Consider the following 25,685-nt stretch of genomic DNA (forward strand, 5'->3'; position numbering starts at 1 on the left):
TCAGCGAGATTGCCCCCATAGCAGAGCCACGGGGAAAGACTTGAGGACGGCCCCCACGGGCAAGCTGTCGCCACCAGGGATCTCTTCCTGGGTTAAGCCATTCACCCAGTCCAGCCGCTTCCAGCGCGGCAGTTGAATTTCCGTATCTTTCCAAGCCGATTCCCCCAGGGGATCTTGAGTTTCGTCAATTAAGGAAGTTAAAAAGCGGGGTGCCACCACCAGTATGACTTGTTTATCGTGCTGACGGGCAAAGGCTATAACGTGGTTGGCATAGGAGCCGCTCACCTGTAGAGGAATATAACTGCCTTCCAGAAACAGCTGCGGCTGTTTCTGACGGGCCCTGAGCACCAGGTGGATAAGAAACAGCTTAATGCGGCCATCGTGGCGGTGGAGCAGAAGATCTTGGATAAGTTGCAGGGGATCCTGCTTGATCCGCCGCTGGATTTCTTCGAGGTAAGCTAGGCGACGGGAAAAGTCCACAGGTCGACGATTGTCGGGATCCACCATGCTGAGATCCCACAGCTCCGTGCCCTGATAGATATCCGGGATCCCAGGGCTGGTGAGCTTCAGCAGAGTTTGAGAGAGAGAGTTAAAGATGCCAAAGTGGGCAATTTTGCGCTGAAAGGGCAGGAAAGACTCCAAGAAGGGGCTTGAGGGCTGCAGGATTTGATCGATGAAAGCAAGGGTAGCTTCTTCGTATTCGGTGTCGGGGCGAAGCCAGGCAGTATGGACTTTAGCTTCCCGAACTGCTTTGATGGCGTAGTCTTTAACTCGCTGGACAAAGGTCGGAACTTCCTCTGGTTGAAAAGGATAGGAGCCGATCAAAGTCTGATAGAGAAAATACTCGTCGTTGCGATCTGGCAGCTCCGAACGCTTGGCTTGCTTGCGGTAAACTTTATAGCCAACATTGAGCTCGTGCCAAAGGTTAATATGTCTCTCCCACTCGGCGGGTATTTCGGAGAGTACGTTCAGGCGGGCCCGCACATCCTCGCCGCGCTTGGTGTCGTGGGTGGAAGAGGCATTTAGGGTCAAAGGCCACTGGGCTGCTCGTTCTTGGTTAAAGCGATGGAACTCCTGGATAGAAATGCCAAAACGACACAGATCGCTGCCTACCTCGTTTAGGGATAGCAGCCTATTGTAAACGTAGAAGGCCGTGTCCTCTACCCCTTTGGCCATGAGAGGGCCGGCCAACTGTTGCAGCCGCATGGCAAAGTAGATTTGCTCGTTCTTCTCCTCCTCCGAGATGTTTTCGGGGAACTCAAGACAGAGAAAGCGCTGTAGGAAATTCAGCTCGTTGACTAAGATGGGCAGGTTCTCCTTAGCTTTCTCTACAGCTTGGCGGATAGCCTGCTGACCTTCTGGGCTGAGAACCCCTTCATGGATGTAGACTCGGTAAACTGGGAAACACACCAAAACCTCTGCCAGAGCTCGGCGCAAGCTGTAGAGAGTAAAGTCGTTGGCATAGCGGTGATGGCTGGTAATTCGCTTAAGCAAAAAGGCAAGGTTGTCCATGTCCCCCGCTAGGTTGCGCTCAATGATTAGGCGTTTTTTGTCTTCGATTACCTGTTCGGGAGACTGCCTTAGATCGGTAAAGTTCTGATATAGCCTTTCAAACGCCTCCTCGTTCTCAGAGCAGCAAAAGAGGCCGTTCAGCTTAGCCAGGAAGTCATAACCTGTTGTGCCCTGTACCGGCCACTGAGGAGGCAGCTTCTCGTCAGGCCCCAGTATTTTTTCTACAACGATGTAGAGATCTGGACAGCGCTCACGGAGGCGATGGAGATATTCCTCCGGGTTAAATAGGCCATCAATATGGTCAATGCGCAAGCCCGTAAAGCGCCCTTGCTCTGCAAGCTTAAAGATGAGCTGGTGCGTTTTGCGAAAGACCTCCCGGTCTTCTACCCGCAGCGAGATCAAGTCATTGATGGTAAAGAAGCGACGGTAGTTGATCTCTTCAGCACCTACCTTCCAGAAGGAAAGGCGGAAGTTTTGCCGGGCCAAGAGACTGTCCAGCAAGTCAAAGCTTGAGGGATCTCCTGGCTTGCCATTAAAGATGGCAATGTTCTCATCAAAAAAGCTTTGAATATGCGGGCTGGAGGTATAAAGCTCCCACAGAGAGTGCTTAGCAAAATTGATTTGGTCAGTACGCTCTAGGAGGTCTTCTTTGCTAGGAATGAACTTGAGGCTGAAGAGAATTCCCAGTAGCTTGACGTAGTCAGGATGGCTGCGTCCTAGTTTTCGCCTCAGCTTGCCTAAGTTGTAAGTAAAAACATCGGCGTAGGTGTCGATATTGAGAGGAAACCTTAAGTTGAAGTAGTTAATGCTAAGGCCATCGGCATCGTAACGAAGCTGGATTTGTCCGGACTCTAAGCATTTGTTGTAGAAATCTCCCAGAAAGGGTGCCAAAATTCTGCCCTTGATGCCAAGGTAGGAGTGATCCCAGTCAACATCGAAGTAATCGATAAAGTCTGAGTTGGGGCCGCTTTCCAGAACATCCATTAGCATTCGATTTTGGCCGTCATAGGCCATGTGATTGGGAACAATGTCTTGGATCCAGCCAATTCCCTGCTGGTGGAGAGTTTCCCATAGAACTTCAAATTTTTCGATTCCTCCCAGTTCGCAGTTGATCTGGGTGGGATCCACCACGTCGTAGCCGTGGGTACTGCCTTTGCGAGCCTGAAAGATGGGAGAGGCGTACAGATCGCTAACACCCAGCAACTTTAGGTAGGGGACGATTTGCCGTGCTGCCTCGAAGTCAAAACCGGCGTGAAACTGGATGCGATAGGTGCAAGTCGGGATCCGCATGGTGACCTCTAACTAGAAAGGGTTTTTCCAGGTTGACATACTCCCTGCAGCTGCAGCTGGCTTCTAGCAGCAGCTAGCAGAGCCTTGGAGCTGCCAATGAGTCCCGAGCTTGTCTCTAAGCCGTCATGGCCTTCTGACGGTAGCATGCTGTCCCATTTTCAGGCTCTACCCGACACAACCTCAGCCAGCGCCGTTTGCAGCTGCAAGGCCAATTGGGAGGGGAGGCTATTTTGCCTCCAAAACAGAGCTGCTGCTGAGCGGCAATGGGGATTTCCTGCCAGCCCTCAAGTAGAGGTGGCCGCCTACCAGCCAAATCACTCCAAGCTCCTTCGCCTAGCAGTACACTTGGCAGGGGGCTGGGATCTGAACCTCTGAGGTTCCGACCAGGTGCTAACGAATCCCCGCCCCATCTCCTCAACTTACCAACCCCGACTGGAGAGAGACCGATGTCCACCCACTTGACGCCGCGGTTTGCCGAGGCCATGCGCTACGCCTACCGATGGCACGCTGCTCAAACCCGCAAGGGAACCAGGATCCCTTACCTCAGCCACCTGTTGGCCGTAGCCTCCATTGCCCTAGAGTACGGTGCCGATGAGGATGAGGCCATTGCTGCTTTGCTCCACGACAGCCTGGAAGATGGCCCCCGCTACAGCGGCGAGCCACGGGCCCAGATTGAACAGCAACTGCGGGAGCGCTTTGGAGAACGAGTGCTGCAGATCATCTTAGGGTGTACGGATACTGAAAGCGATAGCTCCCGGGGCGAGCCCAAAGAAAACTGGAAGGAGCGGAAAACGGCCTACCTGAAGCATTTGGAAACCGCAGACGCTTCGGTTCTGCTGGTGGCTGCCGCTGACAAGCTGCACAACGCCCGCTGCCTCCTACGGGACTTTCGCCAGCTAGGGGATCAGCTTTGGGAGCGCTTCTCCGGCGGTAAGGAGGGATCCCTATGGTACTACCGCTCGCTGGCGGAGATCCTGGGACGACGGCTACCTTCGGGGTTAGCTGCGGAGCTCCAGGAAGTGGTGGCCGAGTTGCAACGGACAGCCGAGCCGAATCCGGCGCTTGACAGGGAGGAGGGGGGCTGAAGAAAATGCTGAGGGCAGTCCTATAGGTCACCCGTCTATGGTTCTTGCGGTCGGTACCCCTGCTCCTGGCTTTAACACCGTCGACGCCCACGGCAACCCGGTTTCCCTAGCCGATTTTGCTGGGAAAACGGTGATTCTTTACTTTTACCCCAAAGATGACACCCCTGGCTGCACCAAAGAGGCCTGCGGCTTCCGTGACGCCTACGCGGACTATCAGAGCAAAGACTTGGTGGTGCTGGGGGTAAGCATGGACGACCAAGCTTCCCACAAGAAGTTTGCCGAAAAGTACAACTTGCCCTTCCCTCTCTTGGTGGATAGCGACGGCGCAATTGCCCGCGCCTACGATGTGGACGGAGGCGGCTATGCCAAGCGAGTAACCTACGTCATTGATGGCGAGGGCAAAATTGCTAAGGTCTACCAAAACATTAATACGGAAACTCACGCCCGCGATATCTTGGCGGACTTGGGCCGGTGAGGAGGCTGAACCTGAGGGCTTGCCTCCCAGCCTTTGGGTATGAACGACGACATTCCAGTTGCGCGTCGCTACCCTCCCCCTCCAGCAAAAGCGCAAGGCTCCTCAGGTCCCTGGAGGCTGGGCTTAAGGCTAGGTCTAGCCTTGCTTACGCTGCTGCTCTCAACGGTGTGGGCAGTGGGCGGGTTGCCAGGATCAAAGGAAAGAAGAGAACCCCTGGCGCAAAATCTCTCTGTTTCTCAGCAAGGAGAGGGCAGGCCCTCTCTGCTGGGCCACTATGCCTATGCTGAAGCTCCGCCAGAGACCCTCCAGGTAGTGGGCTATTACCACGGGCGCGAGGTGCGCCTGCGCCACGCCGCTGCCGAGAGCTACCGGCGAATGAGCGCAGCGGCTCTAGCCGACGGGATCCGCCTTGTCCCCATCTCTGGGTTTCGCTCGATAGCAGAGCAGGAGGCTTTGTTTTTTCAAGTAGCCCAAGCGCGGGCTCTGCGGCCAGGAGAACGGGCTGCAGTCAGCGCTCCCCCGGGATATAGCGAGCATCACACCGGCTACGCTATCGACATTGGGGATGCCCAGTTTCCGCAGTGGGATCTCCAGGAGGCTTTTGAAAAGACTCCTGCCTTCCGCTGGCTGGAGAAGAACGCTGCTCGTTTTGGCTTTGAGCTGTCCTTTCCCCGCGGCAACCCCCAAGGAGTAAGCTACGAGCCCTGGCACTGGCGCTTTGTGGGCGACCGCCACAGCCTAGAGACCTTCTACAAGCGCTAGGCGACTCCTTTCTTCGTTTAGTAGAGGAGCTGGGGGAATGTTCAAGAAGCGGATGACGCGATTCGAACGCGCGACCTTCTCGTTGGCAACGAGAAGCTCTACCACTGAGCTACATCCGCACTAGCTAGTAGTGTATCGTGACAAACTTTGCCGCTGTCTGTCAAGGGGGGAAGTGGGCGGCATTTTGTTCCAGAATGGGAGCAGTTCATCTTTCTTTGCAGTTGCGTCAGCCCCTAGCGGGGCCTAGGAAATCGCGATGCGGGTAGCCATTATTGGAGCAGGGTTGGCCGGCTTGGCAACGGGGGTTTACTTGGCTGAGGCGGGCCATGAAGTGCAGATCTACGAGGCGCGGCCCTTTGCCGGCGGCAAGGTGGGATCCTGGCAGGATGCCGAGGGCAACCACATTGAGATGGGATTGCACGTTTTTTTCTGCAACTACAGCAACCTGTTTGCCCTGATGAAAAAGGTGGGGGCCTACGAGAATCTGCTGCCCAAGCAGCACGTCCACACTTTTGTCAACCGCGGCGGGCGGGTGGCCAGCCTCGATTTTCGCTTTCCCCTAGGAGCGCCCTTCAATGGCCTCAAAGCTTTTTTTACCACCAACCAGCTCTCCTGGGCCGATAAACTGCGCAACGCCTTGGCGCTAGGCACTAGCCCCTTGATTCGCGGCCTGCTGGACTACGAAGGGGCAATGCAACAGATTCGCGCTTTGGATCGGGTAAGCTTTGCCGAGTGGTTCCGCCAGCACGGCGGGTCTGAGGGTAGCCTGAAGCGGATGTGGAACCCCATTGCCTATGCCCTGGGCTTCATCGACACGGAGCAGATTTCTGCTCGCTGCATGCTGACCATCTTTCAGATGTTTGCCAGCAAAACAGACGCCTCTAAGCTCAATTTCCTCAAGGGATCCCCGGACAATTACCTTACCCAACCCATCGTCCGCTACCTGCAAGCCCGCGGCGGCCAGGTTCATACCCGGCGGGGGGTTAGCCGCATTGAAGTCAGCGACTCCCCCCCCTACGCGGTAACCGGCCTGGTTTTGGCCAACGGCGAGCGCGTGGAGGCGGATGTGTATGTGTGTGCAACGGCGGTAGAAGGGGCAAAACGCCTGATCCCCCAGGTGTGGCGGCAGTGGCCCCAGTTCGACAACCTCTACAAGCTGGACTCAGTGCCAGTTGCCACGGTGCAGTTGCGCTTCGACGGCTGGGTGACGGAGCTCAACCCCCAGGGCCGGGCCAAACGCGCCGCCGACTATCCCCAGCCGCTTGGCATTGACAACCTCCTCTACACTGCCGATGCCGATTTCTCCTGCTTTGCCGATCTCGCCCTCACCAGCCCTGCTGACTACTACAAACCCGGCCAGGGATCCCTGCTGCAATGCGTGCTTACGCCCGGGGATCCCTTTATCTCCATGTCCAACGAGGCCATTGCCCAGCACGTGTTGCACCAAGTGCATGAGCTCTTTCCCTCCTCGCGGCAACTGAACCTGACCTGGTACAGCGTGGTCAAGCTGGCCCACTCTCTCTACCGCGAGGCGCCGGGCATGGAGCCCTATCGGCCGCAGCAGAAAACTCCCGTGCCCAACTTCTTCCTTGCCGGCAGCTACACCGCCCAAGACTACATCGACAGCATGGAAGGAGCCACCCTCTCTGGCCAGTTGGCTGCCCAGGCCATCCTGGCCGCCTACCGGGATCCCCAGCCGTCGCCGCCAGCCTAGCGGGCCTTCGCTGCCCAGCAGAACGGCGGCAAAGGGAGGCTCTCCCTGCCTCTGGCTCAGCCAGTTGGCTCTGGCAAGCCGGATCCTTTTCCCCTACCATCTAGGCTGGGAAAATGGGTTGGGGACAGCTATGCAGGCGGTAATTCTGGCAGGGGGGCAGGGAACTCGCTTACGACCTTTGACCCTATGGCAGCCAAAGCCGTTGCTGCCCCTGTTGGAGGTACCTTTTTTGCACTGGCTCATTGGCCGCTGCCGTCGAGCTGGCTTGACGGACATCCTGTTGAGTGTTGGGTACTTGGGCAGGCAAATCGAGGCTGCCCTAGGAGATGGCGCTGCCTGGGGGGTAAAGCTTCGCTACATCGTCGAGGAAACACCGCTGGATACGGCGGGATCTTTGGTGTTGGCCCAGCCCTATTTCAGCGGGGATCCCTTGGTGGTCTTCAACGCCGATATCCTCACCGATTTGGATCTGGCGGCATTGATGCGCTGCCATTTGCAGAGCGGGGCTGTTGCCACCCTTACCCTTGCCCGCGTCGAGGACATCACCGCCTACGGCCTGGTGGAAGTGGGGGAAGGCGGCCGGATCCAATCCTTTCGGGAAAAGCCCACCCCTGCCGAAGCCCTCACCCTGACCACCAACACCATCAACGCCGGCACCTATGTCCTCGATCCAGCCATCTTCAAGGACTACCCCAGCGGGGATCCCCTCAGCTTTGAGCGGCGCGTCTTCCCCGACCTGCTCCAGCAAGGGCAGCGGCTGCAAGCCTACCTGCACACGGGCTACTGGCGAGATCTGGGCACGCCGGCCAGCTACTACCAGGGTCAACTGGATATTCTCCTAGGCCGGATGAGGGATTTTCCGCTCGAGGATGTGGAAGAACGGGCGCCCGGGATCTGGGTTCACAAGACGGCTGAGGTCCACCCCGCCGCCCAACTGCACGCCCCTTGCTACATCGGCGCCTATACCCGCCTGGGGCCCCAAGCCCAGATCCCTGCTGGCACTATCCTGGGCAGCTACAGTTGGGTCAATGGCCCCCTGCAGCCAGGGGCTTACGGGCCAGGCCTCCTCGTGGTTTAATGTAGCGGATAGCAAGCAAAGTGGCGCCCTTGTTCTCTCGTTTTGGGGAGCACATAGGCATCCAGCTATGGCGGAATACAGGCCTGGGCTAGAGGGTGTTCCGGCCACGCGATCCAACATTAGCTTTGTCGACGGCCAGGCAGGGATCCTGGAATACCGCGGCATCCCCATTGAGGAGCTAGCGGCCCACAGTACCTTTCTGGAGACAGCTTATTTGCTGATTTTTGGCAAGCTGCCCACCCAGTCGGAGCTGGACAACTTTGATCAGGCTGTCCGCAGCCATCGGCGGGTCAAGTACCGTATCCGCGACATGATTAAGTCGTTTCCCGACTCGGGCCACCCGATGGATGCCCTACAGACCTGTGTCGCCAGCCTGGGCATGTTCTACCCGGTGCAGGAGGCAGATCCCGACTACGTTTTTGTCACGGTTACCCGCCTGCTGGCCAAGCTGCCGACGATGGTGGCCATGTTTCACCAGATGCGGCAGGGCAACGATCCCATTCCCCCTGACGACAGCCTGGATCATGCCGCCAATTTCCTCTACATGATCTCGGGCAAAAAGCCAGATCCCTGGCTAGCTCGCGTTTTCGATACCTGTCTCATCCTGCACGCCGAGCACACGGTTAACGCTTCAACCTTTGCCCTTTTGGTGAGCGCCTCGACCCTGGCTAGCCCCTACAGCAGCCTGGCCACAGCGGTGGGCACCCTTTCGGGGTTGCTGCACGGCGGGGCCAACCAAGAGGTAATGAAGCTGTTGCGGCAGATTGGCTCAGTGGAGAACGTCCGCCCGTTTATTGAAGAAAAGCTGGCTAGAAAAGAGCGGATTATGGGCATGGGGCACCGCGTCTACAAAGTGAAGGATCCGCGGGCCATCATCCTGCAAAAGCTTGCCGAGGAGCTGTTCGAGCGCCACGGCCACGATAAGTACTACGACATTGCCCTGGAGGTAGAGCGGGTGTGTGCAGAGCTGCTGGGACCTAAGGGCATCTACCCCAACGTGGACTTCTACTCAGGCTTGGTCTACGCCAAGCTGGGGATCCCAGAGGATTTGTTTACTCCGGTGTTTGCCATTGCCCGGGTAGCCGGTTGGCTGGCCCATTGGCGGGAGCAGTTGGCGGATAATCGCCTCTTTCGCCCCACCCAGGTCTACACCGGCAAGCGCCAGCAGCGCTACATCCCCATTTCGGAGCGGAGCTAAGGTTAACCCCGTTGGACAGGGTGCGAAGATCCCCTGGCTTGCGTCGGGCTGGCTTTGGCCAAGGTCCCTTGCCCCTGCGGGATCCCGAGGTCCTCCAGATCCACCTTGAGGATCCAAGGGCATAGGTGCCAAGCCCGACAAGGGTGCTAGGGTTGTGATCCCCAAAAGTTGGGGGTGTAGACTACGCAACCAATTGGCCAGCGGTGGTTCCTAGAAACTGGCAAAGCTAGAGGGCCGCCAACTGGGGCACACCCACCAGTTTCTCGCTCAGCTCCCAGAGCAACTTGGCTTTGGCCTCATCCTTTGCTTCGTCAGAAACCTCCTGGTTAAAGGGCCTGGCATGCTTCCGTTGCCGGTTGCCCCAGCTCCAGTAGAATCCCGACTGGCGAAATTCGGGATCGGCCACCACCTGCGCCACCCGCTCGCCGGCCAGCTCCTGGGAGACATAGCCACCGGTGATGTATTTTTGAAACCAGGGGAAAAGCTTTTGGAACAAGGGATAGTGATGGCGGAAGAGGCCGCTTTCCGCCACACAGCCGGGGTAAAGGGAGAGAAAGGTGATGCCGGTGCTCTCGTGGAAGCGGCGGTGCAGCTCCCGCATGGTGATGATGTTGCAAACTTTGCTGTCTTTGTAGGCCTTGACGGGATCGAACTTGCCGCCGTCGGCCATGCTGATGGGTTCCTTGAAGCCCTGGGCAAAGCCCCGCAGATCCCCCAGGTGAGGTTGGGGTGGGATCTTGCCTCCCAGCTCTTTGGGGTTGTGGGTAACCGTTCCTAAGATTACCAGCCGCCGATCCGGGTAAGGGGAGCGCTTGAGATCCTCCAGCATCAGGTGACAGAGGAGGAAATGTCCTAGGTGGTTGGTGGCCATGGTTAGCTCATAGCCCTCGGGGCTGCGCAGGGGCTGCTTGAGCAGGGGCATGTAGATGGCGGCGTTGCACACCAGGGCATCCAGAGAACGGCCCGACTGACGGAACTGCTCGACAAACTGCCGAACACTGGCCAGGCTGGCCAGATCAATTGGCATCAGGCTGTAGCTCCCCTCTGGGATCCCCACCTGCTGGGCCATCCGCCGGCCCTTGTCCAGATCCCGACAGGCCATGACCACGTGCCAGCCCCGCTTGGCCAAAGCCAAGGAGGCATACAGGCCAACGCCTGAGGAAGCACCAGTAATCACGACGGTGGGTTGCATTTGTCCTTCCATATCCAACTCCTAGACGGTTTCCTGAGGGGGGATCCCTCAGATCCCTGCAGGATCCATCTTGGAGTGGAAAGGGGTCTAGACAAGGAATTGATAAGGTTTGCGACGCTTTTCCGGGCCATTTCCTTCATTTTTAGATACAAGCTTGGCCTTGCCAGCTCAGGTAGATCCAGGTGGCCAAAGCCGCACCGCTGTTGCGAACGAGGACTAAAGAAGGTCGCTAGGGCTTCCCAGCACCATGGGCAACCTCGCCAACGCACCTTCTGCCTTGACGTGGGTTAGCTAAGCTCGTAGGCGAGCAGGTACGTTTCTTCGGGTAGGCATTTTACCTAGGCTAAAGTTGGCTCCGCCTTTGGCCTGCGTGCTCGCTCAAGAGCAAGGAGCAACTACCGTCAGCTCGACGGGAAGTGACGCCTGTGGAGATCACTCTAGTGGGGTAGTGGAGTGAACTCTGCTGCTAGCTATGGGTCGTGGAAGCAGGAAGAAAGCCTCAACCTGGAGCACAAGTCCGCTTTTGTCCGGGGTTGTAGAAGTCTTTCAGAGCGGATCAAAGGCAAAGGTAATCTGCACAGCCCCCGTGGAATCCACCTCAACCTTGCGCAGGACTTCCCGCAGGTAGGCGCGGCGCTCGCTTTCGCTGAGATCCTGCCAGAAGGGCAGGATGGAGAGGGTTTGGACGGTCTGGGTGAGGTTGGCAGGGGGGAGCTGCTCTAGCTTTTGGGCCAAGCGGGCTGTCTCTGCTCGCAACTGGTAGCAGCGCTGGGCTAGCGAGGGCTCGTCCAGCAGGCCGGCTTGTCGCAGCTCTTCCAGTTGCCGCAGCCGCTCGGCGTTGGCCTGGAGTTGGGCCTGGAGCTGTTGGCGAGTTTGGGCTAGAGCCTGCCGATCCAGCGTCTGGAGCCGTTGGGGCAGCTGCTCACAGACCTGTCGAATCACCTCCTGCAGGACTTCAGCGTAGCGGAGGCTATAGCGGCAGGTTTGGCAGCGCAGGTAGAGGTAAGAAGAGCCGTTCCTTTTGCCCTTGCTGGGGGTTGTTTGCACAATGCGTAGCAGGCTGCCACAGGCCCGGCAGTGGACGAGTCCGGCCAAGGCGCGGGAGGCGCTGGCGCTGCGGCGCGGGATCCCTTGGTTGCGTTTCAGCCAGCGATCGATCTGGGCGGCTTCGGTGCGGCTGAGGAGAGCTGGGTGAGTATCGCGCAGAACAGTACCGTCGGCGTAGGCCAGATCCCCCCGGTAGACTGGGTTGAGCAGCCAGTTGCGCCCGGTGGCTACTGAGATGCGCTTGTGGTGCTTCTCCGCAATGAAGCGCACCGCCTGCCGCAGAGATCCGTAGAGGAGAAAGTGCCGGAAAAAATCCTGAACAATGGGGGCCTGGCGGCAATCCGGGATATAGCGACCCCCTTCGCGGCGGTAGCCAAAGGGAGGCGGCCCGGGGGGAGGCTTGCCTGCCAGACGGCTTTGAGCCTGGCTTTGACGGCGACGGCGGCTTTGCAGGTGATGGGGAACCTCGGCCAGCAGCGGGATCCACTCGCCAGCAGTGCTAGGGGTTTGTAGGCCATCTGCCCTGACCAGGCTAAGGCGGACCCCAGCCTGTTGGATTTGCAGCAGCCGCCCGTGCACCTCATCCAGCTGATCTCCCAAATCCGCCAGGCGCACCAGCAGCACCTGCTGCACCGAGCCACTGGCCACGCCCTGCAGCAGCTCCTCCAGGTAGGTACGGGATCCCCAGTCGTGCCAGAGAGGATCAGCCCCGTGGGCTTTTAGCCAAGCCAGCTCCTCTTCTGGCCAAGGAGCATAGGCCGGCGTGTAGAGGTAGCCGCAGACGCCCATGGACAAATCTCCTGCCACCGCCGCTGCCCTCCTGCTCGGCTGCCCCCCCGCGATCCCAGGTGAAGGCCGCGACGGCCAGGCCAGCGCGCCTCAGGCCGCCTGCCCTATTCCGCTGCTGTTGCCGCATATTCCAGCTCTTCTTCTGCCACCCTCAAGGGTGCCTCCTCGACCTGTTCCGCCTGTCCTTGCTTGGCAGCCCGCAGTTGCTCGCGGTACTTGGCTGCCATTTCCTCGGCTTTCTCGTAAACCAGCTTGGGATCCCGCAGCATATCGCCGGGATTGGGCTCCAGCTGCTTAGTTGATAGCGAGATCCGGCCCCGCTCCGCGTCTAGGTCGATGATCATCACCTTCACTTCGTCGTTGACGTTAAAGACGCTGTGGGGTGTGTCGACGTGCTCGTGGGAGATCTCGGAAATGTGCAGCAAGCCGGAAACGCCGCCAATGTCAATGAAAGCACCGTAGGGCTTGATGCCGCGCACCGTGCCAACCACCACCTCGCCCACCTCTAGCTTGTTCATCTTCCGCTCCACTAAAGCCCGGCGATGGCTCAACACCAAGCGGTTGCGGTCTTCGTCCACCTCGAGAAACTTCAAGGGCAGCTCCTCGCCCACTAGCTCTTCCTTGGGCTTGCGGGTGCTGATGTGGGAGCCGGGGATAAAACCGCGCAGCCCCTCGATGCGCACCAGGGCGCCCCCGCGGTTGGTGGCAAAAATGGTGGCCCGCACCGTGGCATCCTCTTTTTGGAGCTGGCGCACCCGTTCCCACGCCCGCATGTACTCAATGCGGCGGATGGAGAGGGTCAGCTGCCCCTCCTCGTTCTCTTCAGTAAGGATGAAGAACTCGCGCGTCTCTCCGGGCTGGAGTACCTCGTGGGGATCTTCCACCCGGCTGATAGACATCTCCTGCAGCGGCAAGAAGGCAGCGGTTTTGGCCCCAATGTCGATTAACGCGCCACCCGGTTCCACCGAAAATACTGTGCCGGTTACAATTTCGCCGGGGCTGAAGCGATAGTCGTACTTGTCCAGGAGAGCGGCAAAGTCCTCGGTGGTAAAACCCACGTCGGCAGCAGCGGTAACTCGAGTCATAGGGGCTTACTAGCAGAGCAGTTGCGCAAGTTCAAACCACAGCCAGACCTAGACTAGGAGAAGGCATGGGCATGCCTCCACCTTCACACCCAAAAGGGTAGGTCCTGGAAACACTATCCTAGCTCAAGGAAGAAGCTTTTGTAGCAAATTTCCTCGCCCTCCTGCCAAGCTAGTAAGAAAGTGGCCCAGGGAGCGTTGGGAGAAAGGCAGTTGCATTTCATTGACCAGGTGGAGATTGAGGTGCAGGGGGGAAATGGGGGGGATGGCATTGTGGCCTTCCGCCGCGAGAAGTACGTGCCTGCCGGCGGACCCTCGGGCGGCAATGGGGGGCGGGGCGGCTCGGTGATCCTAGTGGCAGATCCGGGGCTGCAGACTTTGCTGGACTTTCGCTTCCAGCCAGTCATCAAAGCCGAAAACGGCTCAAAAGGAGGACCCAACCAGCGCACGGGGGCCAGCGGGGCGGATCGGCTGGTGCGGGTGCCCTGTGGCACGATGGTGTTCAACGCGGAAACGGGCGAGCTCCTTGGAGATCTGGTGCAGCCAGGGGATCAGCTGCTGGTGGCCCGGGGCGGCAAAGGGGGCTTGGGCAACGCCCACTTCTTGAGCAACCACGATCGCGCCCCCCGCCGTTTTACTAGGGGCCAGCCGGGGGAGCGGGTGCGGCTGCGCCTGGAGCTGAAGCTCATTGCTGAAGTGGGGATCGTCGGCCTGCCCAACGCCGGCAAGTCAACCTTGATTTCCGTGATCTCCTCCGCCCGGCCTAAGATTGCGGATTACCCCTTCACCACGCTACAGCCCAATTTGGGGGTGGTGCCCCATCCCTCGGGCGATGGGGTGGTGTTTGCCGATATTCCCGGCCTCATTGAGGGAGCCCACCGAGGGGTGGGACTGGGGCATGACTTTTTGCGCCATGTGGAGCGCACGCGGCTGCTGATTCATTTGGTGGACGGCGCGGCGGCCGATCCTGTCAGGGCTTACCAAGTTGTGCAGCAGGAGTTGCGCGCCTACGGCCACGGGCTCATCGACAAGCCGCAGATTGTGGTTTTAAACAAAATCGACGCCCTCGAGCCGCAGGAGGTTGTCGAGCGCACCCAGCGGCTTGCAACCGCCGTCGGCGCTCCAGTCTTGGCCATCTCGGCAGTGGCCAGGCAGGGTTTGGATGCTCTCCTGCAGCGAGTGTGGCAGAGTCTGGGCCGGGATCCAGAGCCCCCTCGACCTGGGGGCAAGATCCAGCTAGCGGCGCCTCAAGAGAAGCCTAGAATAGGAGTGCCCCCGCTTCCCCCAAGCCCAGAGATGAGTGGCTATGTACGTCTCCGAGGAGGATCTGCCACCCGACTTGCGCCAGATTAAGCGGGCCGTTGAGCAGGCGACGCAGGCAAGGGCAGGATCCTGTCTGGAGCTGGCAATGCTGCTGCGCCTGTTGGAGGATCTGCACCGCACCATTTTGGAGGGAGCCTTCCAAGAAGCTTTGCCCAACACCCGGCAAGAGCTCTATCAAGTGCTTCAAGAACTAGAGGAGGCAGGTGACTGGCCCTACCTGCCGCGTTTGCACATCCAGGCCCTGATGCAGCAGCTCAAAGACTGGCCGCAGAGCTCCCTGTCGGTGCCGCCCACCCCTCGTCCTGTGGTGGAGGTCTCGGAAAGCCGTTCTGAGTCTTGACGTTTTCTGATGGCCGAATACTTCAAGCTCCATCCCCAACACCCCCAGCCTCGCTCCATCCAGCGCATTGCAGCCGCGCTCCGCGAGGGGGCGGTCATGCTTTATCCCACCGACACGGTCTATGCCATCGGCTGCGATGTCACTCACAAGCAGGCAGTGGAGCGGGTGCGGCACATCAAGCGGCTTTCTAACGACAAGCCTCTTACCTTTCTGTGCCCTTCGCTTTCCCAGATTGCTCAGTATGCCCAGGTGAGCGATCCCGCCTATCGGCTGATGCGGCGGCTGATCCCTGGCCCGTTTACGTTTTTGTTGCCAGCCACCAAGCTGGTGCCTCGGTTGGTGATGGAGCCCAAGCGAAAGACCACTGGCATCCGCGTGCCCGATTCGGCCATCTGTCAGGCGCTGTTGGCCGAGTTGGGTAACCCCATCGTCTCCACCTCGGCCAAGCTGGGCAGGGATCCCATCGGCTCGTTGGAGGTGGGCTTTGATCCGGCAGCGGATTGGGAGGAAGGGGGAATCTTTACCGCCGAGGAAATGCGCCAGTTGGAGAAGCAAGTGGATCTGATAGTGGATGACGAGGCTCCCTATCGGGCCCAGGTCTCGACCGTCATCGATCTCACAGGGCCGGAGCCGCTGCTGGTGCGGGCCGGGCTGGGCTACAAGCAGGTGGCGGATCTGCAGTGGGCAAAAGAGCCGGGCAATTGAGGCACAGGCCCTGGGTTTTCCGCCTAGCTGCTTGCTCCTAGAATAGGGTCGTCCTGCCGGTATGGTCCCATGCCTGAAACCTTAGCTGAAAAAAAGTCGGCGCTGTTGCAGCTTTTGGAGACGACCGACCGGGGCCGCAGGGTTTCCCCTAGCCAAAAAAACCAGATTCTGGCTCACATTGCCGCCCTAGAAGTCCTCAACCCTACCCCTAACCCCCTAGCAGCTCCTGAACGGTTGGAGGGGACTTGGCTGAACCTGTTCACCACTAGCGCCGCTTTGTTGCGGCTGGCCCCTTTGCCCCTTTTGACCACCGGCGAGATCTATCAGTGCATTCGAGCCCAGAAGGGCCAAGTCTTTAACGTGGCCGAAATCCAGGGATCCGGCTGGCTGCCGCGGGGGATCTTGGCGGTGGCAGCCCGCTTCTATCCGGCATCGGAACGGCGGGTCAAGGTGCTGTTCGAGCGGCTGCTTGTGGGACTCCAGGCGTTGATGAGCTACGAGATCGAGAGTTTTCTCTATCTGCTCGAACGGGATCCCGACCGGCTCCCGGCTATCAAGATTGACCTGGGTTGTCGCAAGCCAACGGGCTGGCTGGATATCACCTATTTGGACGAGGATCTGAGGATTGGCCGTGGCAGCCAAGGGAGTCTCTTCGTGCTCAGGCGGGTGGGCGAAAGTAGCTAGCGGGAGACGCACTACCCCACAGCTAAAGCCGGGGGTCTTCACCTCGCGTTTTCTCGATGAGAGCGAAGCTGATCTCCCAGAGGGTCTCCAGGGCCCGGTAGGACGCTTGCAACGCCTGCAACTTCTCTTGGGACTGTTCCAGTTGCCGGGCCCATTCCTCTTGTTGAGAGTGCAGCTTTTGGTTTTCCCATTTTGTGCACTGTAGAAGGCGCTCGAGTTGCTGCTGCCGCTGCTGGAGCTGGGCTTGCTCTGCTTTTGCCTGCTGTAGTTGGATCCCTTGGCGTTCCAATTCTGCCTCCAGGGCAGCAACTTGGGATTGCAGCTGGCGCAGCGCTTGCTCTGGGCTAGGCTTGGGTCGTAGTCGCGGCTGGCCGCCGTGATCGGCAGGATCAAACGGAGATAGAGCTTCTAGCAGCGCTTCTCGGAAGCTGCCCCAAGAGGTCGACTGCAACGCCAGCCGGGCCAGCCACCAAACCCCATAGGCAGCCCCCAGCCCAGCCACTAGGCCAGGGATCCCAGCCAAGGAGAGGGAAATCTTGGGCAGAGTCGGCAGGATCTGATCCAGCAGAGCCACCACCCCGGCGAAGACGAGGAGCCCGCTCCCTGCAGCAGCAGCACCGGAGATCCAAAAGGAGCGGACAAGCCTCGTCATCGGGTAGGCCAAGAAACCAAAGCCCTAAGGGGCCCACACAACGCCTGCCACCCCCCAGTTTATCCCGTCGCTCTTGCTAGGGCACCTGCCAAGCTCGTTGGTGATAGCTCTCCAAGGAGGCCCAGGGATCCGCTGCCCCTGCGGGGGCATGGTGGTGTTCAGAGTGATGGTGGTGAGGACCGTGCCCATGGGAGTGATGGTCATGGTCGTGGGGATGAGGATGGGAATGTCCTGCTCCCAGCTCTGCGCTCACCGCCAGGCGAAACTTGCAGAGGTGGCAGTTCACTGGAGTTTGGCCCTGGAGAGCCTCCTGCTCCAGTTGCTGCAGGGTGTGCAGCACCGTATCCACTATGCCCAATTCTGGCAGCATCAGCCAGTCAATCTCGGGGTGGCAGCGCCGCTGCTCCTGCACTGCCGCCTCGATTCTTTTCACCAGTACCCCTGTAAAGAGAAAATAGGGCAACACGAGAACCCGGCGCGGCTGCCAAGAGAGGGCTCGCTGCAACCCCACGGGCAGGCGCGGATGGGTAATGCCGATAAAGCAAGTCTCCACGGCCGCAAACCCAGACCCTTCCCAGAGCAGTCGAGCCAGCTTACAGGCTTCGGCGTTGGCTTCGGGATCACTGGAGCCGCGGCCGACAAAGAGCAGCACCGTCTCCGCTTCCGGGATCCGCTGCGGCTGGGCGGCCAGCAAAGTGGCCATTCGCTCCCGCAGCATTTGCAAGATCTCAACGCGGATCCCCAGCGGCGCGCCGTAGTGGACGCGCAACTGCGGGTGGAGGGCCTGGAGGCGATCCAGCTCTGTGGTCACGTCGAACTTGTTGTGGCGCGCCCCAAACAGCAATAGCGGCAGAGCCACGATCTCCTGCCACCCCTGGGCCAAGCAGTGTTCCACCCCTTGGGCAATGGTCGGCTGGGCCAGCTCCAGAAAGCAAGGGATCACCGGCCGATGGGGCGTGAGAGCTTGGTAGGTCTGGGCCAGCTCCAGGAAGGCTTGCTGTCCCTCTGGGTCACGGGATCCGTGGCCAATGAGCAACAAGGGCAAGGACGCAGAAGGGGACTGCCCAACGGTAGAGGAAGGAGAAAAACTGAGGGTATTCAACACGAAAACTCCGTTCCTTGGGAATTGCAAAGGTCCAGGAAAAAGCAGGTGAGTGTTTTCGCTGAGGGAGCGGATTGGCGCCCCACTTTCCCCAGCCTGCCTGGGCCTTTTAGGCTAGCCTGCCGCTAGTTGTTCACCAAGGCCCCCCAGGGGGATTGCCGCCTCCGGGGAGATAATTCCAAACCCTTGTCCTGATCCCTAACTCCCTCCTCTCCGAGCAAGAGGGGCTGGGGGTGAGGGCTGAAAGTGCCGCAGGCGCAGGGCATTGGCCACCACCGAGACAGAGCTGAAGGCCATGGCTGCCCCCGCCAACATGGGGTTGAGCAGCCAGCCGGTGAAGGGATAGAGCGCCCCGGCAGCAATGGGGATCCCCAGGACGTTGTAGATAAAGGCAAAGAAGAGGTTTTGGCGAATGTTGGCAAGGGTAGCCCGGCTAAGTTGGATGGCGGCAGCCACACCCCGCAAATCGCCCGATACCAGGGTAATGTCGCCGGTGGCCATGGCCACGTCCGTGCCCGTCCCCATGGCGATCCCCACATCGGCCTCAGCCAGGGCCGGCGCATCGTTAAGGCCGTCTCCCACCATCACCACCCGCCCCTGAGGCCGCCTAAGCTGGCGAATCAAGGCTGCCTTCTGCTCAGGACGGACTTGGGCAATGACTCGCCGGATCCCGACCTGCCGGGCAATGGCTTGGGCAGTGGTGGGGTTGTCGCCAGTCAGCATAACCACCTCCAGCCCCATCTGGTGCAGCTGCTGCACAGCTTCAGCGGAAGTGGGCTTTAGCGGATCGGCAATGGCCAGCAGTCCCAGAAAACTCTCCCCTTGAGCCACGCCAATGACCGTTTTGCCCTCGTTCTCCCAAGCTTGAGCCCGCTCCTTGCTGGCGGGATGGCAAGGGATCCCCATCGCCTGCAGCCAGCTCAGCCGACCAACACGCACCGGCTGTCCCTCTACCCAGGCTTCTATCCCCTCGCCTACTCTTGCCTGGAAGTGCTGGGCTGGCGGGAGCGCGATCCCTTCTGCTTCGGCTTTTTGCACCACTGCCCGGGCTAGCGGATGTTCTGAGTACTGTTCTGCCGCAGCCGCTAGACGCAACAGCCCTAGGGGAGAGGAGGCTGGAGTCCAGATATCGGTAACAGCGGGACGGCCAGCGGTGAGAGTGCCGGTTTTGTCCAAGACCACGGTGGCGAGGCGATGGGCCAAAACCTCCAAGCTCTCAGGCCGCTTCACCAGGATCCCCAGCTCTGCTCCTCGCCCTATGGCCACCTGGATCGAGGTGGGGGTGGCCAAACCCAAGGCACAAGGGCAGGCAATGACCAGCACCCCAACGGCATTGACCAAAGCCAACGTTGGCTTGCCCGCCAGCCCCCACCAGAGCCCAAACGTTACCGCCGCCACTCCAATGACCGCCGGCACAAACCACGAGGTCACTCGATCTGCCACCTGCTGAATGGGAGCTTTGGATCCCTGAGCTTCCTGCACCAGGCGCACGATCTGGGCCAAAAGCGTATCTTTGCCTACCCGCTGGGCCTTCATGACAAAGCTGCCTGTCTGGTTGAGAGTGGCCGCGATAACCTCATCCCCCACCGATTTGACGACAGGCAGGCTTTCCCCGGTTGCCATCGACTCATCTATCGCCGAGGAACCTTCCAGGATTACACCGTCCACCGGCACCTTCTCGCCGGGGCGCACGCGGATGCAATCTCCTACTTGCACCTCCCCAATTGGGATCTCCTGTTCCACTCCCTGGCGAATTACCCTTGCGGTTTTGGGCTGCAGCCCCATCAGCTTGTGGATGGCCTCGGAGGTTTGGGCTTTGGCCCGCTGCTCCATCCACTTGCCCACCAGCACCAGCGTGACGACCACGGCCGCTACTTCGTAGTACACCTCGGGGTGCAGCCCTTGCCGGTGGAAGAAGTCGGGAAAGAGGGTGGCAAAAAGGGAATGGAAGAAGGCGGCACTGGTTCCCAAGGCCACCAGGGTGTTCATATCGGCCGTTCGCCGCCGCCAAGCCGCCCAGGCGCCGCGATAAAACGGCTGGCCCACCCAAAACTGCACCGGTATTGTCAGCAGCAACTGCAGCCACGGATCCTGCAGGGGCAAGCCGGGGATCTCCCTCCCCAGCATCATCGGCAACGATCCCACTAGCAGCGCCGTGCTGATGCCTGCTCCTATTGCCGCCTTCAGCTTCCACTCCCGTTCTGCCGCCCGTTGGGCAATCCGCTCGGGATCCGTCGGCTCCAGCAGTTGCCAATCGTCTTGGAGGAGGTGGGCCCGATACCCCGCCTGCTCCACTGCCCGGATTAAGGCTTGGGGGCTCACCAGCCGGGGATCCCCTTGAACAATCGCCTGTTCGCTGGCAAAGTTCACCGTTTGCGCCGTCACCCCTGGCACCTGGCCAAGCGCCCGTTCAATGCTGACAGCGCAGGAGGCACAGCTCATACCCTGGATGGCCAAGCGCCAAGTGCCGGCAGCAGATGGGGCAGAGGGGTTGGGGATACCAGAATCAGACATGGCTCTGCCCTCCGAGTAAAAGCAACGCCAAAGCCTCCTTCCTCCCAACAATGAGGAAAACCCCAGCCGGGAGCTCTGTCCTGCCGACGTCGCTACGCCGGCGGATAGCCCACTTGGGCAAGAACCTGCCGCCAGTCCGTGTCTGTCTGCGCGGAGAGAATCCGCACCTGCTTAGTCTTGGGATCCGCTTCCACTTGGGCCTGGGGATCCCGTTGCCGCACCGCCTGGGCAATGGTCTCCACACAAGCCGAGCAGGCCAGCTTGGGCACCGTCAAAACAACCTGCATCCTGAAAAGCCTCTACACCTCCATAGCTCGATGCTAAGCCTTGCAGGGGGCTAGAAGGTCAAGGGGAGGGAGGCGGATCGTCCAGGTTCCAGCGGTAGTCCACTTGGTAGCCCCGCTGGCGCCACTCTTCTTCCAGTTGCAACTGTTGGGTGAGGGCCTTGCGCAAAGAGGTGATCAGCTCTTGCGTGCGGCCGCGGTTGCCAAAATCCTGTTCCTCGACTGCCGGAAACGTCTGCCGCTCCAAAACCCGCAGCAGAAACTCATAGTGGATGTGGGCTGGCACCGGAATCCGTTTCATCGATCTAGAAGGGATCCATCTTGGTGGCTGGCGAAAAGTTTACGGGGACAACAGGGAGCGCACCGCTTGGCCAGGATCTAGCTGCGTGACCAGGGCTTCCCCCACCAGCACGGCGCGCACCCCCCAGGCTTGCAACTGCTGCAGATCGGCGAAGGTGTGGATGCCAGACTCGCTGACCACCGGCAGATCCCCCAGGCGATCCCGGTAGGCGGCCAGGAGGTTGCGTGTCGTCCTTAAGTCGACTGTAAAGGTTCTCAAGTCGCGATTGTTGATGCCAATCAACACCCGCCCCTTGGCCTGTTGCAGTTGCGGCAAGGCTAAGACTCGCTCCAGCTCCTGAGCGGTATGCACCTCCAGCACAGCCGCCATGCCCAACCGCTGAACGAGCTTGAGGAAGTAGCCCAAGTCGGCATCCGAGAGAATGGCGGCAATCAGCAGCACCGCATCCGCTCCTAGGCTGCGGGCCCAGAGGATTTGGTAGGGGTAGAGGATGAACTCCTTGCAGAGGATGGGGATCCCTACTGCCTGGCGGATCTGGCGCAGGTACTCGCCGCTGCCCTGAAAAAACCGCTCATCTGTAAGCACCGATAGGCAACTGGCCCCCCCTGCTTCATAGCTGCGGGCAATGGCCACTGGGTCAAAGGGATCCCGGAGGATGCCGCGGCTAGGAGAGGCCCTTTTCACCTCAGCAATGAGAGAGACGGGGTGGGGGGATTGGGTGAGAGCGGCCACGAAATCCCGCACGGGGGGAGCCTGCTCCAGTTGCCGTTGCAATTCCTTGAGAGGAAGCTGCTCCCGCTGGCGCTCCACCTCCTGCTCTTTGTGCCAGACAATGGCTTCCAAAATGTGGCGCGGCTCAGCCTCGGGCGCTGCTATCTGGTAGACCTGCGAGGCGACCACCACCGCTGGGGCAGGGGAACGCCGACGAATAGCAAGCGGTTCACTCTGCAGCTCCATATCGCCCCTGACCAGAACCTTTCACCTCACCCTAGATCACTCTAGGGCTAAGCGGCCAGTTTGAATAGCTACTCCAGGTTTCCCCAAGCAGCCTCTGGCAAAGGCGTTTTTTTTACCCTATCGTTGAGGTTGGGATCAGCAACCGAGATGGCGGGTTAACCTGCAAGTCGAGCGGCGGCCCTAAAGCAGGATTGAGGTTATTGCGGTCCACGTTTGAGGGGGTTAGGCGTGCTGTACCTAGCAGAGCTCTCCAAGCCACTTGGATTTGCCAAGTCGTCTCTGCAACTACTAGCTAAGCAACAGCAGGACAACACCTGGGTGGCCGTCAACGAAGAATCCATCACCCTGGATGGCCGCATTGCTCAAGAAGCCGGGCGCTTCAAGGATGGGGCGCTGGTGCTAGCAGAGGTCTCTGGCAACCGCCAGGTAACTCGCATCAGCGAAGCTGCTCGCCAAGTGGTAACCTACCTGCAAAGTTTCAGCCAACTTCAGCAAAAAGTCCGCAGCCAAGAGGAAGAGATCGAGAATTGGCGCAAGTCCCTCACCTTTCAGGCCCAAGAGCTCACCCGCCGCGAGATGGAGCTGGCTGCCCAAGAAGAGGAGGTGCAGCGGCTGTACGAGCAATACAAAGCGGTCGAGGAGGAGCGCAAACTTCTGGAGAGTCTCAAAGAGGAGCTGACCAACCAGCAAGCCTATCTGGCTGAGCAACAGCGCCTGATTGGAGAGCAGCGAGAAGCTCTCAACCGACAGCGGCAGGAACTGGAAGCTCGCTCCAGCCGCCTTAGAGAAGCCGAAGCAGCCCAGCTCCGGGCTTTGTTGCAAGAAGTTCAGGAACATTTAAGTTTCCCTACGGCGCCCCTGGATCTTCTGCAAAGCTTGAAAAGCCAGGTTCAGCAGCAGCAGGAGCACTTCCACCACCAGATGGCCCAACTGGAGCAGGAGCGACAGCAAGCCCAAATTGGCCAAGAGGGGCTGGAGCGGGACTACCAAGCCTGGCGGGAGCGCCGCGCTGCCTGGTGGGGATCCCGCCATGCCCTCGAGCAAAGCCAGGCTAGCTGGCAGGTTCAGCAGCGATCCCTGCAGCTTTACCAAGAGCAACTGCAGAGGATCCTCCAGCAGTTGCACTCTCAGGAGAGCCTCCAGCAAAAAGCCTACCGTTTGGTTCAGGAGTACGACTTCATCGTTGACGGTAGCCGCAACGGAGGGGAGGAGGTGGCGGTCTCAGTGGAGGAGCTGGCGGCTTTGGTTAGCCAAATGCGCCGGGACTACGAGCAGCGGGCGGCCCAGGTTAGCCAGCAGCGGGCTGAGCTGGAGCAGAACCGGCAAACCTTACAGGGGTTACAAGCGCGGCTGGCCACCGCCTCTCCCGAGGAACGGTTTGACCTCGAAATGGAGATCGACTACGCCCAGGCTGCCTGTAGCGCCCTAGAAGAAGCTCTGCTGCCCCAAGAGAAAAACCTGCAGCGGGAGTACGAGGAACTAGCCCGCCACGAGGCTCGCCTCAAGCAGCTACAGAATCAGGCTGCCGCTCCGGTTCGAGTGGATATTGGCCCCCTCCTGGAACAGATGGCCGAGCAAAAGCAGGAGCTGCTCCAGGAAAAAGACCGCCTGCAAACGCTTGTCCACCAACTGGAAGCTTCTCTCTCAGCTCAACAGGAGCAACTGGCCCGCCAACAGCAGGACCTGGAGCAGGAGTGGCAACACCTAGAGCAAGAGGAGGAGGCCCTGCGGGCCCGGGCCCAGGCAATGGCCGAAACCTGGGGGCGCCTCAACCAACTGCAAGCTGCGCTTGCTGCTGAGCAGGAGCGCTGGGCAGAGTGGGCAGGGTATCTGGGGCAATTGGAGGCGGAGCTGAGTCGGTACCAAGAAGGGAGCTCCAGCGCCTGGGCTCACCTCCAGCAGGTGCAGGCCCTCTTGGCTGGCCTTGCCCAGGGATAAGCCTTAAGCCTGTCCTAGAGCCTAAGCGCCTTCTAGGGAGCGCGGGGGCAAAGCCGGGATCCTCTTCCTCGCTTGTTGGTTTCAGCAGTTTTTACTTATGTCCACCCCTTCCACTAGCAGCGAAGCCGCTCAACGGGCTGCCCGCCTAGAAAAGGTCCGCCACCTGCAGGAGCAAGGGATCCTGCCCTATGCCTATTCTTTTCCCGTTACCCACCTAGCTGCCGAGTTGCAGGCGCAATTTGCTGACCTGGAGCCTGGCGGGGAGCGGGAGGATGTCCAGGTGGCCGTGGCTGGGCGAATCCGGGCGCGGCGAGTGATGGGTAAACTCGCTTTCTTGACTCTGCAAGATCGCTCTGGCACCATCCAGCTTTACCTGGAGAAGCAGCGGCTAACAGAGCGCATGGGGGAGGTGGCTTTCAAGAACCTAGACAAGCTCATCGACGTGGGCGACTGGCTGGGGGCCAGGGGCTGCCTCAAGCGCACCGAAAAAGGGGAGCTGTCGGTGTGGGTGGACGAATACCAGATCCTGACCAAGGCCCTGCTGCCTCTGCCTGACAAGTGGCACGGCCTGCGGGATGTGGAAAAACGCTACCGCCAGCGCTACGTCGATCTCATCGTCAACCCCGAGGTCAAACAGACCCTGCTCGACCGCGCCAAGATCATCCGCTCCCTGCGGCAGACCCTGGAAGAGCGAGGCTTTGTGGAAATTGAAACGCCGGTGTTGCAGGTTATCCCCGGGGGGGCAGAGGCGCGGCCTTTTGTAACCCACCACAACGCCCTGAATCTAGATCTCTACCTCCGTATTGCCACCGAGCTGCACCTGAAGCGGCTGGTGGTGGGCGGGATCGAGCGGGTTTACGAAATTGGGCGGGTCTTTCGCAATGAGGGGATCTCCACCCGCCACAACCCGGAATTTACCTCCCTGGAGGCCTACCAAGCCTTTGCTGACTATCACACGATGATGGAGCTCACCGAAACCTTGGTGTGCAACGCCGCCCTGGCTGTGCGGGGATCCCTGCAGCTTACCTACCAAGGGGAAGCCATCGACCTCACCCCCCCCTGGCGACGGGTGACGATGCAAGAGCTGGTGGAAGAGGCCACTGGCATCTTCATCGATGTAGAAAAAGAGTGCTCTGAGGAGCTCTTGCCCGCCTTGGCCGCGCAAGGGATCCCCAATCTCTCACCCCAGGACTCTCCTGGCCAGTTGCTGGTCAAGGCCTTTGAGCACTGCTGTGAAAGCCGCCTACGCCAACCCACCTTTGTCCTGGACTATCCCCTGGAGGTATGTCCGCTCACCAAGCCTCACCGCAGCAAGGCAGGGCTGGCCGAGCGCTTTGAGCTGTTCATTGTTGGGCGGGAGACCGCCAACGCCTACTCGGAGCTCACCGATCCGGTGGATCAGCGGCGGCGGCTGGAGGCCCAGGCAGCCCTAAAGGCAGCTGGCAAGGAAGAAGCCCACTTTCTTGACGAAGACTTCCTCACGGCTCTGGAATATGGCCTTCCTCCCACGGGCGGTCTTGGCCTAGGCATTGACCGCCTGGCGATGCTGCTGTGCGATGCTCCCAGCATTCGGGATGTCATTGCCTTTCCCCTGCTGCGGCCCGAAAGCTCCGCCCAAGAAAAAGCCCCCGAATAGGGGCCTAGGCTTGCAGAAGGGCTTT

General features: G+C 59.8%; 22 protein-coding genes and 1 tRNA gene. 12 read left to right on the forward strand and 11 right to left on the reverse strand.

Annotated features, from left to right (window positions below; all coding sequences use genetic code 11):
* Positions 1–2,802: a malto-oligosyltrehalose synthase gene (gene treY / locus NW833_RS06605; protein ID WP_414411939.1), complete on the reverse strand. Its 2,802-nt coding sequence runs from the start codon at positions 2,800–2,802 to the stop codon at positions 1–3.
* A 446-nt stretch (positions 2,803–3,248) separates the two neighbouring features.
* On the opposite strand from treY, the gene NW833_RS06610 reads away from it, so the two are divergent.
* The 3 genes from NW833_RS06610 to NW833_RS06620 all read left to right on the forward strand — a co-directional run bounded on the left by NW833_RS06610 (position 3,249) and on the right by NW833_RS06620 (position 5,124).
* Complete coding sequence (locus NW833_RS06610) at positions 3,249–3,887, forward strand: HD domain-containing protein (protein WP_414396067.1); 639 nt, start codon at positions 3,249–3,251, stop codon at positions 3,885–3,887.
* Positions 3,888–3,924: 37 nt separating this feature from the next.
* Positions 3,925–4,362 (forward strand): peroxiredoxin, encoded by a 438-nt coding sequence (locus NW833_RS06615; RefSeq protein ID WP_414405202.1) that lies wholly within the window; start codon positions 3,925–3,927, stop codon positions 4,360–4,362.
* A gap of 174 nt (positions 4,363–4,536) precedes the next feature.
* On the forward strand, positions 4,537–5,124 hold the full coding sequence (locus NW833_RS06620) for a D-alanyl-D-alanine carboxypeptidase family protein (RefSeq protein WP_414411958.1): 588 nt from the start codon (positions 4,537–4,539) through the stop codon (positions 5,122–5,124).
* Between the two features lie 47 nt (positions 5,125–5,171).
* On the opposite strand, the gene NW833_RS06625 is transcribed toward NW833_RS06620, so the two are convergent.
* Positions 5,172–5,243: transfer RNA gene (locus NW833_RS06625), tRNA-Gly, on the reverse strand.
* A gap of 137 nt (positions 5,244–5,380) precedes the next feature.
* On the opposite strand from NW833_RS06625, the gene zds reads away from it, so the two are divergent.
* The 3 genes from zds (at position 5,381) to NW833_RS06640 (ending at position 9,114) form a co-directional block, all read left to right on the forward strand.
* Entirely contained in the window at positions 5,381–6,838 is a 1,458-nt protein-coding gene (gene zds, locus NW833_RS06630; protein ID WP_414411940.1) for a 9,9'-di-cis-zeta-carotene desaturase, read from the forward strand.
* Positions 6,839–6,968: 130 nt separating this feature from the next.
* A complete protein-coding gene (locus NW833_RS06635) occupies positions 6,969–7,916 on the forward strand; it encodes a sugar phosphate nucleotidyltransferase (RefSeq protein ID WP_414411941.1) in 948 nt (315 codons plus the stop codon).
* Positions 7,917–7,983: 67 nt separating this feature from the next.
* On the forward strand, positions 7,984–9,114 hold the full coding sequence (locus NW833_RS06640; RefSeq protein WP_414411942.1) for a citrate synthase: 1,131 nt from the start codon (positions 7,984–7,986) through the stop codon (positions 9,112–9,114).
* Positions 9,115–9,340: 226 nt separating this feature from the next.
* Here NW833_RS06640 and NW833_RS06645 read toward each other — a convergent pair whose 3' ends face one another.
* The 3 genes from NW833_RS06645 to NW833_RS06655 all read right to left on the reverse strand — a co-directional run bounded on the left by NW833_RS06645 (position 9,341) and on the right by NW833_RS06655 (position 13,227).
* On the reverse strand, positions 9,341–10,318 hold the full coding sequence (locus NW833_RS06645) for a protochlorophyllide reductase (protein ID WP_414396077.1): 978 nt from the start codon (positions 10,316–10,318) through the stop codon (positions 9,341–9,343).
* A gap of 534 nt (positions 10,319–10,852) precedes the next feature.
* Positions 10,853–12,160, reverse strand: a complete 1,308-nt coding sequence (locus tag NW833_RS06650; protein WP_414411943.1) for a recombinase family protein — start codon at positions 12,158–12,160, stop codon at positions 10,853–10,855.
* Positions 12,161–12,246: 86 nt separating this feature from the next.
* On the reverse strand, positions 12,247–13,227 hold the full coding sequence (locus tag NW833_RS06655) for a 30S ribosomal protein S1 (RefSeq protein ID WP_414396080.1): 981 nt from the start codon (positions 13,225–13,227) through the stop codon (positions 12,247–12,249).
* A 210-nt stretch (positions 13,228–13,437) separates the two neighbouring features.
* On the opposite strand from NW833_RS06655, the gene obgE reads away from it, so the two are divergent.
* From obgE to NW833_RS06675, 4 genes are all read left to right on the forward strand, one after another.
* Entirely contained in the window at positions 13,438–14,577 is a 1,140-nt protein-coding gene (obgE, locus tag NW833_RS06660) for a GTPase ObgE (protein ID WP_414405207.1), read from the forward strand.
* A complete protein-coding gene (locus tag NW833_RS06665) occupies positions 14,531–14,887 on the forward strand; it encodes a hypothetical protein (protein ID WP_414396082.1) in 357 nt (118 codons plus the stop codon). The genes obgE and NW833_RS06665 overlap by 47 nt, the downstream gene beginning before the upstream one ends.
* Positions 14,888–14,896: 9 nt before the next feature.
* Positions 14,897–15,592 carry an L-threonylcarbamoyladenylate synthase gene (locus tag NW833_RS06670; protein WP_414411944.1) on the forward strand — a complete coding sequence of 232 codons (696 nt, stop codon included), beginning with the start codon at positions 14,897–14,899 and terminating at the stop codon, positions 15,590–15,592.
* 69 nt (positions 15,593–15,661) lie between these two features.
* Positions 15,662–16,276 carry a PAP/fibrillin family protein gene (locus tag NW833_RS06675; protein ID WP_414411945.1) on the forward strand — a complete coding sequence of 205 codons (615 nt, stop codon included), beginning with the start codon at positions 15,662–15,664 and terminating at the stop codon, positions 16,274–16,276.
* Positions 16,277–16,298: 22 nt separating this feature from the next.
* Here NW833_RS06675 and NW833_RS06680 read toward each other — a convergent pair whose 3' ends face one another.
* The 6 genes from NW833_RS06680 to trpC all read right to left on the reverse strand — a co-directional run bounded on the left by NW833_RS06680 (position 16,299) and on the right by trpC (position 22,086).
* Positions 16,299–16,928 (reverse strand): hypothetical protein, encoded by a 630-nt coding sequence (locus NW833_RS06680; protein WP_414411946.1) that lies wholly within the window; start codon positions 16,926–16,928, stop codon positions 16,299–16,301.
* A 76-nt stretch (positions 16,929–17,004) separates the two neighbouring features.
* The gene (locus tag NW833_RS06685) at positions 17,005–18,033 is read right to left on the reverse strand and encodes a sirohydrochlorin chelatase (protein ID WP_414411947.1); all 1,029 of its coding nucleotides are present in this window, start codon (positions 18,031–18,033) and stop codon (positions 17,005–17,007) included.
* A gap of 195 nt (positions 18,034–18,228) precedes the next feature.
* Entirely contained in the window at positions 18,229–20,544 is a 2,316-nt protein-coding gene (locus tag NW833_RS06690; RefSeq protein ID WP_414411948.1) for a heavy metal translocating P-type ATPase, read from the reverse strand.
* Positions 20,545–20,636: 92 nt separating this feature from the next.
* On the reverse strand, positions 20,637–20,831 hold the full coding sequence (locus NW833_RS06695; RefSeq protein WP_414396091.1) for a copper chaperone: 195 nt from the start codon (positions 20,829–20,831) through the stop codon (positions 20,637–20,639).
* Between the two features lie 58 nt (positions 20,832–20,889).
* Positions 20,890–21,129: a DUF5340 domain-containing protein gene (locus NW833_RS06700; protein WP_414396092.1), complete on the reverse strand. Its 240-nt coding sequence runs from the start codon at positions 21,127–21,129 to the stop codon at positions 20,890–20,892.
* Positions 21,130–21,168: 39 nt separating this feature from the next.
* On the reverse strand, positions 21,169–22,086 hold the full coding sequence (gene trpC, locus NW833_RS06705; protein WP_414411949.1) for an indole-3-glycerol phosphate synthase TrpC: 918 nt from the start codon (positions 22,084–22,086) through the stop codon (positions 21,169–21,171).
* Between the two features lie 228 nt (positions 22,087–22,314).
* Here trpC and hmpF point away from each other — a divergent pair, with 228 nt between their 5' ends.
* A complete protein-coding gene (gene hmpF, locus NW833_RS06710) occupies positions 22,315–24,024 on the forward strand; it encodes a pilus motility taxis protein HmpF (RefSeq protein WP_414411950.1) in 1,710 nt (569 codons plus the stop codon).
* 97 nt (positions 24,025–24,121) lie between these two features.
* Positions 24,122–25,660 (forward strand): lysine--tRNA ligase, encoded by a 1,539-nt coding sequence (gene lysS / locus NW833_RS06715; RefSeq protein WP_414396097.1) that lies wholly within the window; start codon positions 24,122–24,124, stop codon positions 25,658–25,660.
* The last annotated feature ends 25 nt before the right edge of the window (positions 25,661–25,685 follow it).

Source organism: Synechococcus sp. O70.1 (assembly GCF_047462215.1).
GTDB lineage: Bacteria > Cyanobacteriota > Cyanobacteriia > Thermostichales > Thermostichaceae > Thermostichus.

Excerpts from the sequence above, each read along its gene's own strand:
- treY (WP_414411939.1), bottom strand. The coding sequence starts at position 2,802 with ATGCGGATCCCGACTTGCACCTATCGCATCCAGTTTCACGCCGGTTTT.
- NW833_RS06610 (WP_414396067.1), top strand. The coding sequence starts at position 3,249 with ATGTCCACCCACTTGACGCCGCGGTTTGCCGAGGCCATGCGCTACGCC.
- NW833_RS06615 (WP_414405202.1), top strand. The coding sequence starts at position 3,925 with ATGGTTCTTGCGGTCGGTACCCCTGCTCCTGGCTTTAACACCGTCGAC.
- zds (WP_414411940.1), top strand. The coding sequence starts at position 5,381 with ATGCGGGTAGCCATTATTGGAGCAGGGTTGGCCGGCTTGGCAACGGGG.
- NW833_RS06635 (WP_414411941.1), top strand. The coding sequence starts at position 6,969 with ATGCAGGCGGTAATTCTGGCAGGGGGGCAGGGAACTCGCTTACGACCT.
- NW833_RS06640 (WP_414411942.1), top strand. The coding sequence starts at position 7,984 with ATGGCGGAATACAGGCCTGGGCTAGAGGGTGTTCCGGCCACGCGATCC.
- NW833_RS06645 (WP_414396077.1), bottom strand. The coding sequence starts at position 10,318 with ATGGAAGGACAAATGCAACCCACCGTCGTGATTACTGGTGCTTCCTCA.
- NW833_RS06655 (WP_414396080.1), bottom strand. The coding sequence starts at position 13,227 with ATGACTCGAGTTACCGCTGCTGCCGACGTGGGTTTTACCACCGAGGAC.
- NW833_RS06665 (WP_414396082.1), top strand. The coding sequence starts at position 14,531 with ATGTACGTCTCCGAGGAGGATCTGCCACCCGACTTGCGCCAGATTAAG.
- NW833_RS06670 (WP_414411944.1), top strand. The coding sequence starts at position 14,897 with ATGGCCGAATACTTCAAGCTCCATCCCCAACACCCCCAGCCTCGCTCC.
- NW833_RS06675 (WP_414411945.1), top strand. The coding sequence starts at position 15,662 with ATGCCTGAAACCTTAGCTGAAAAAAAGTCGGCGCTGTTGCAGCTTTTG.
- NW833_RS06680 (WP_414411946.1), bottom strand. The coding sequence starts at position 16,928 with ATGACGAGGCTTGTCCGCTCCTTTTGGATCTCCGGTGCTGCTGCTGCA.
- NW833_RS06690 (WP_414411948.1), bottom strand. The coding sequence starts at position 20,544 with ATGTCTGATTCTGGTATCCCCAACCCCTCTGCCCCATCTGCTGCCGGC.
- NW833_RS06695 (WP_414396091.1), bottom strand. The coding sequence starts at position 20,831 with ATGCAGGTTGTTTTGACGGTGCCCAAGCTGGCCTGCTCGGCTTGTGTG.
- NW833_RS06700 (WP_414396092.1), bottom strand. The coding sequence starts at position 21,129 with ATGAAACGGATTCCGGTGCCAGCCCACATCCACTATGAGTTTCTGCTG.
- trpC (WP_414411949.1), bottom strand. The coding sequence starts at position 22,086 with ATGGAGCTGCAGAGTGAACCGCTTGCTATTCGTCGGCGTTCCCCTGCC.
- lysS (WP_414396097.1), top strand. The coding sequence starts at position 24,122 with ATGTCCACCCCTTCCACTAGCAGCGAAGCCGCTCAACGGGCTGCCCGC.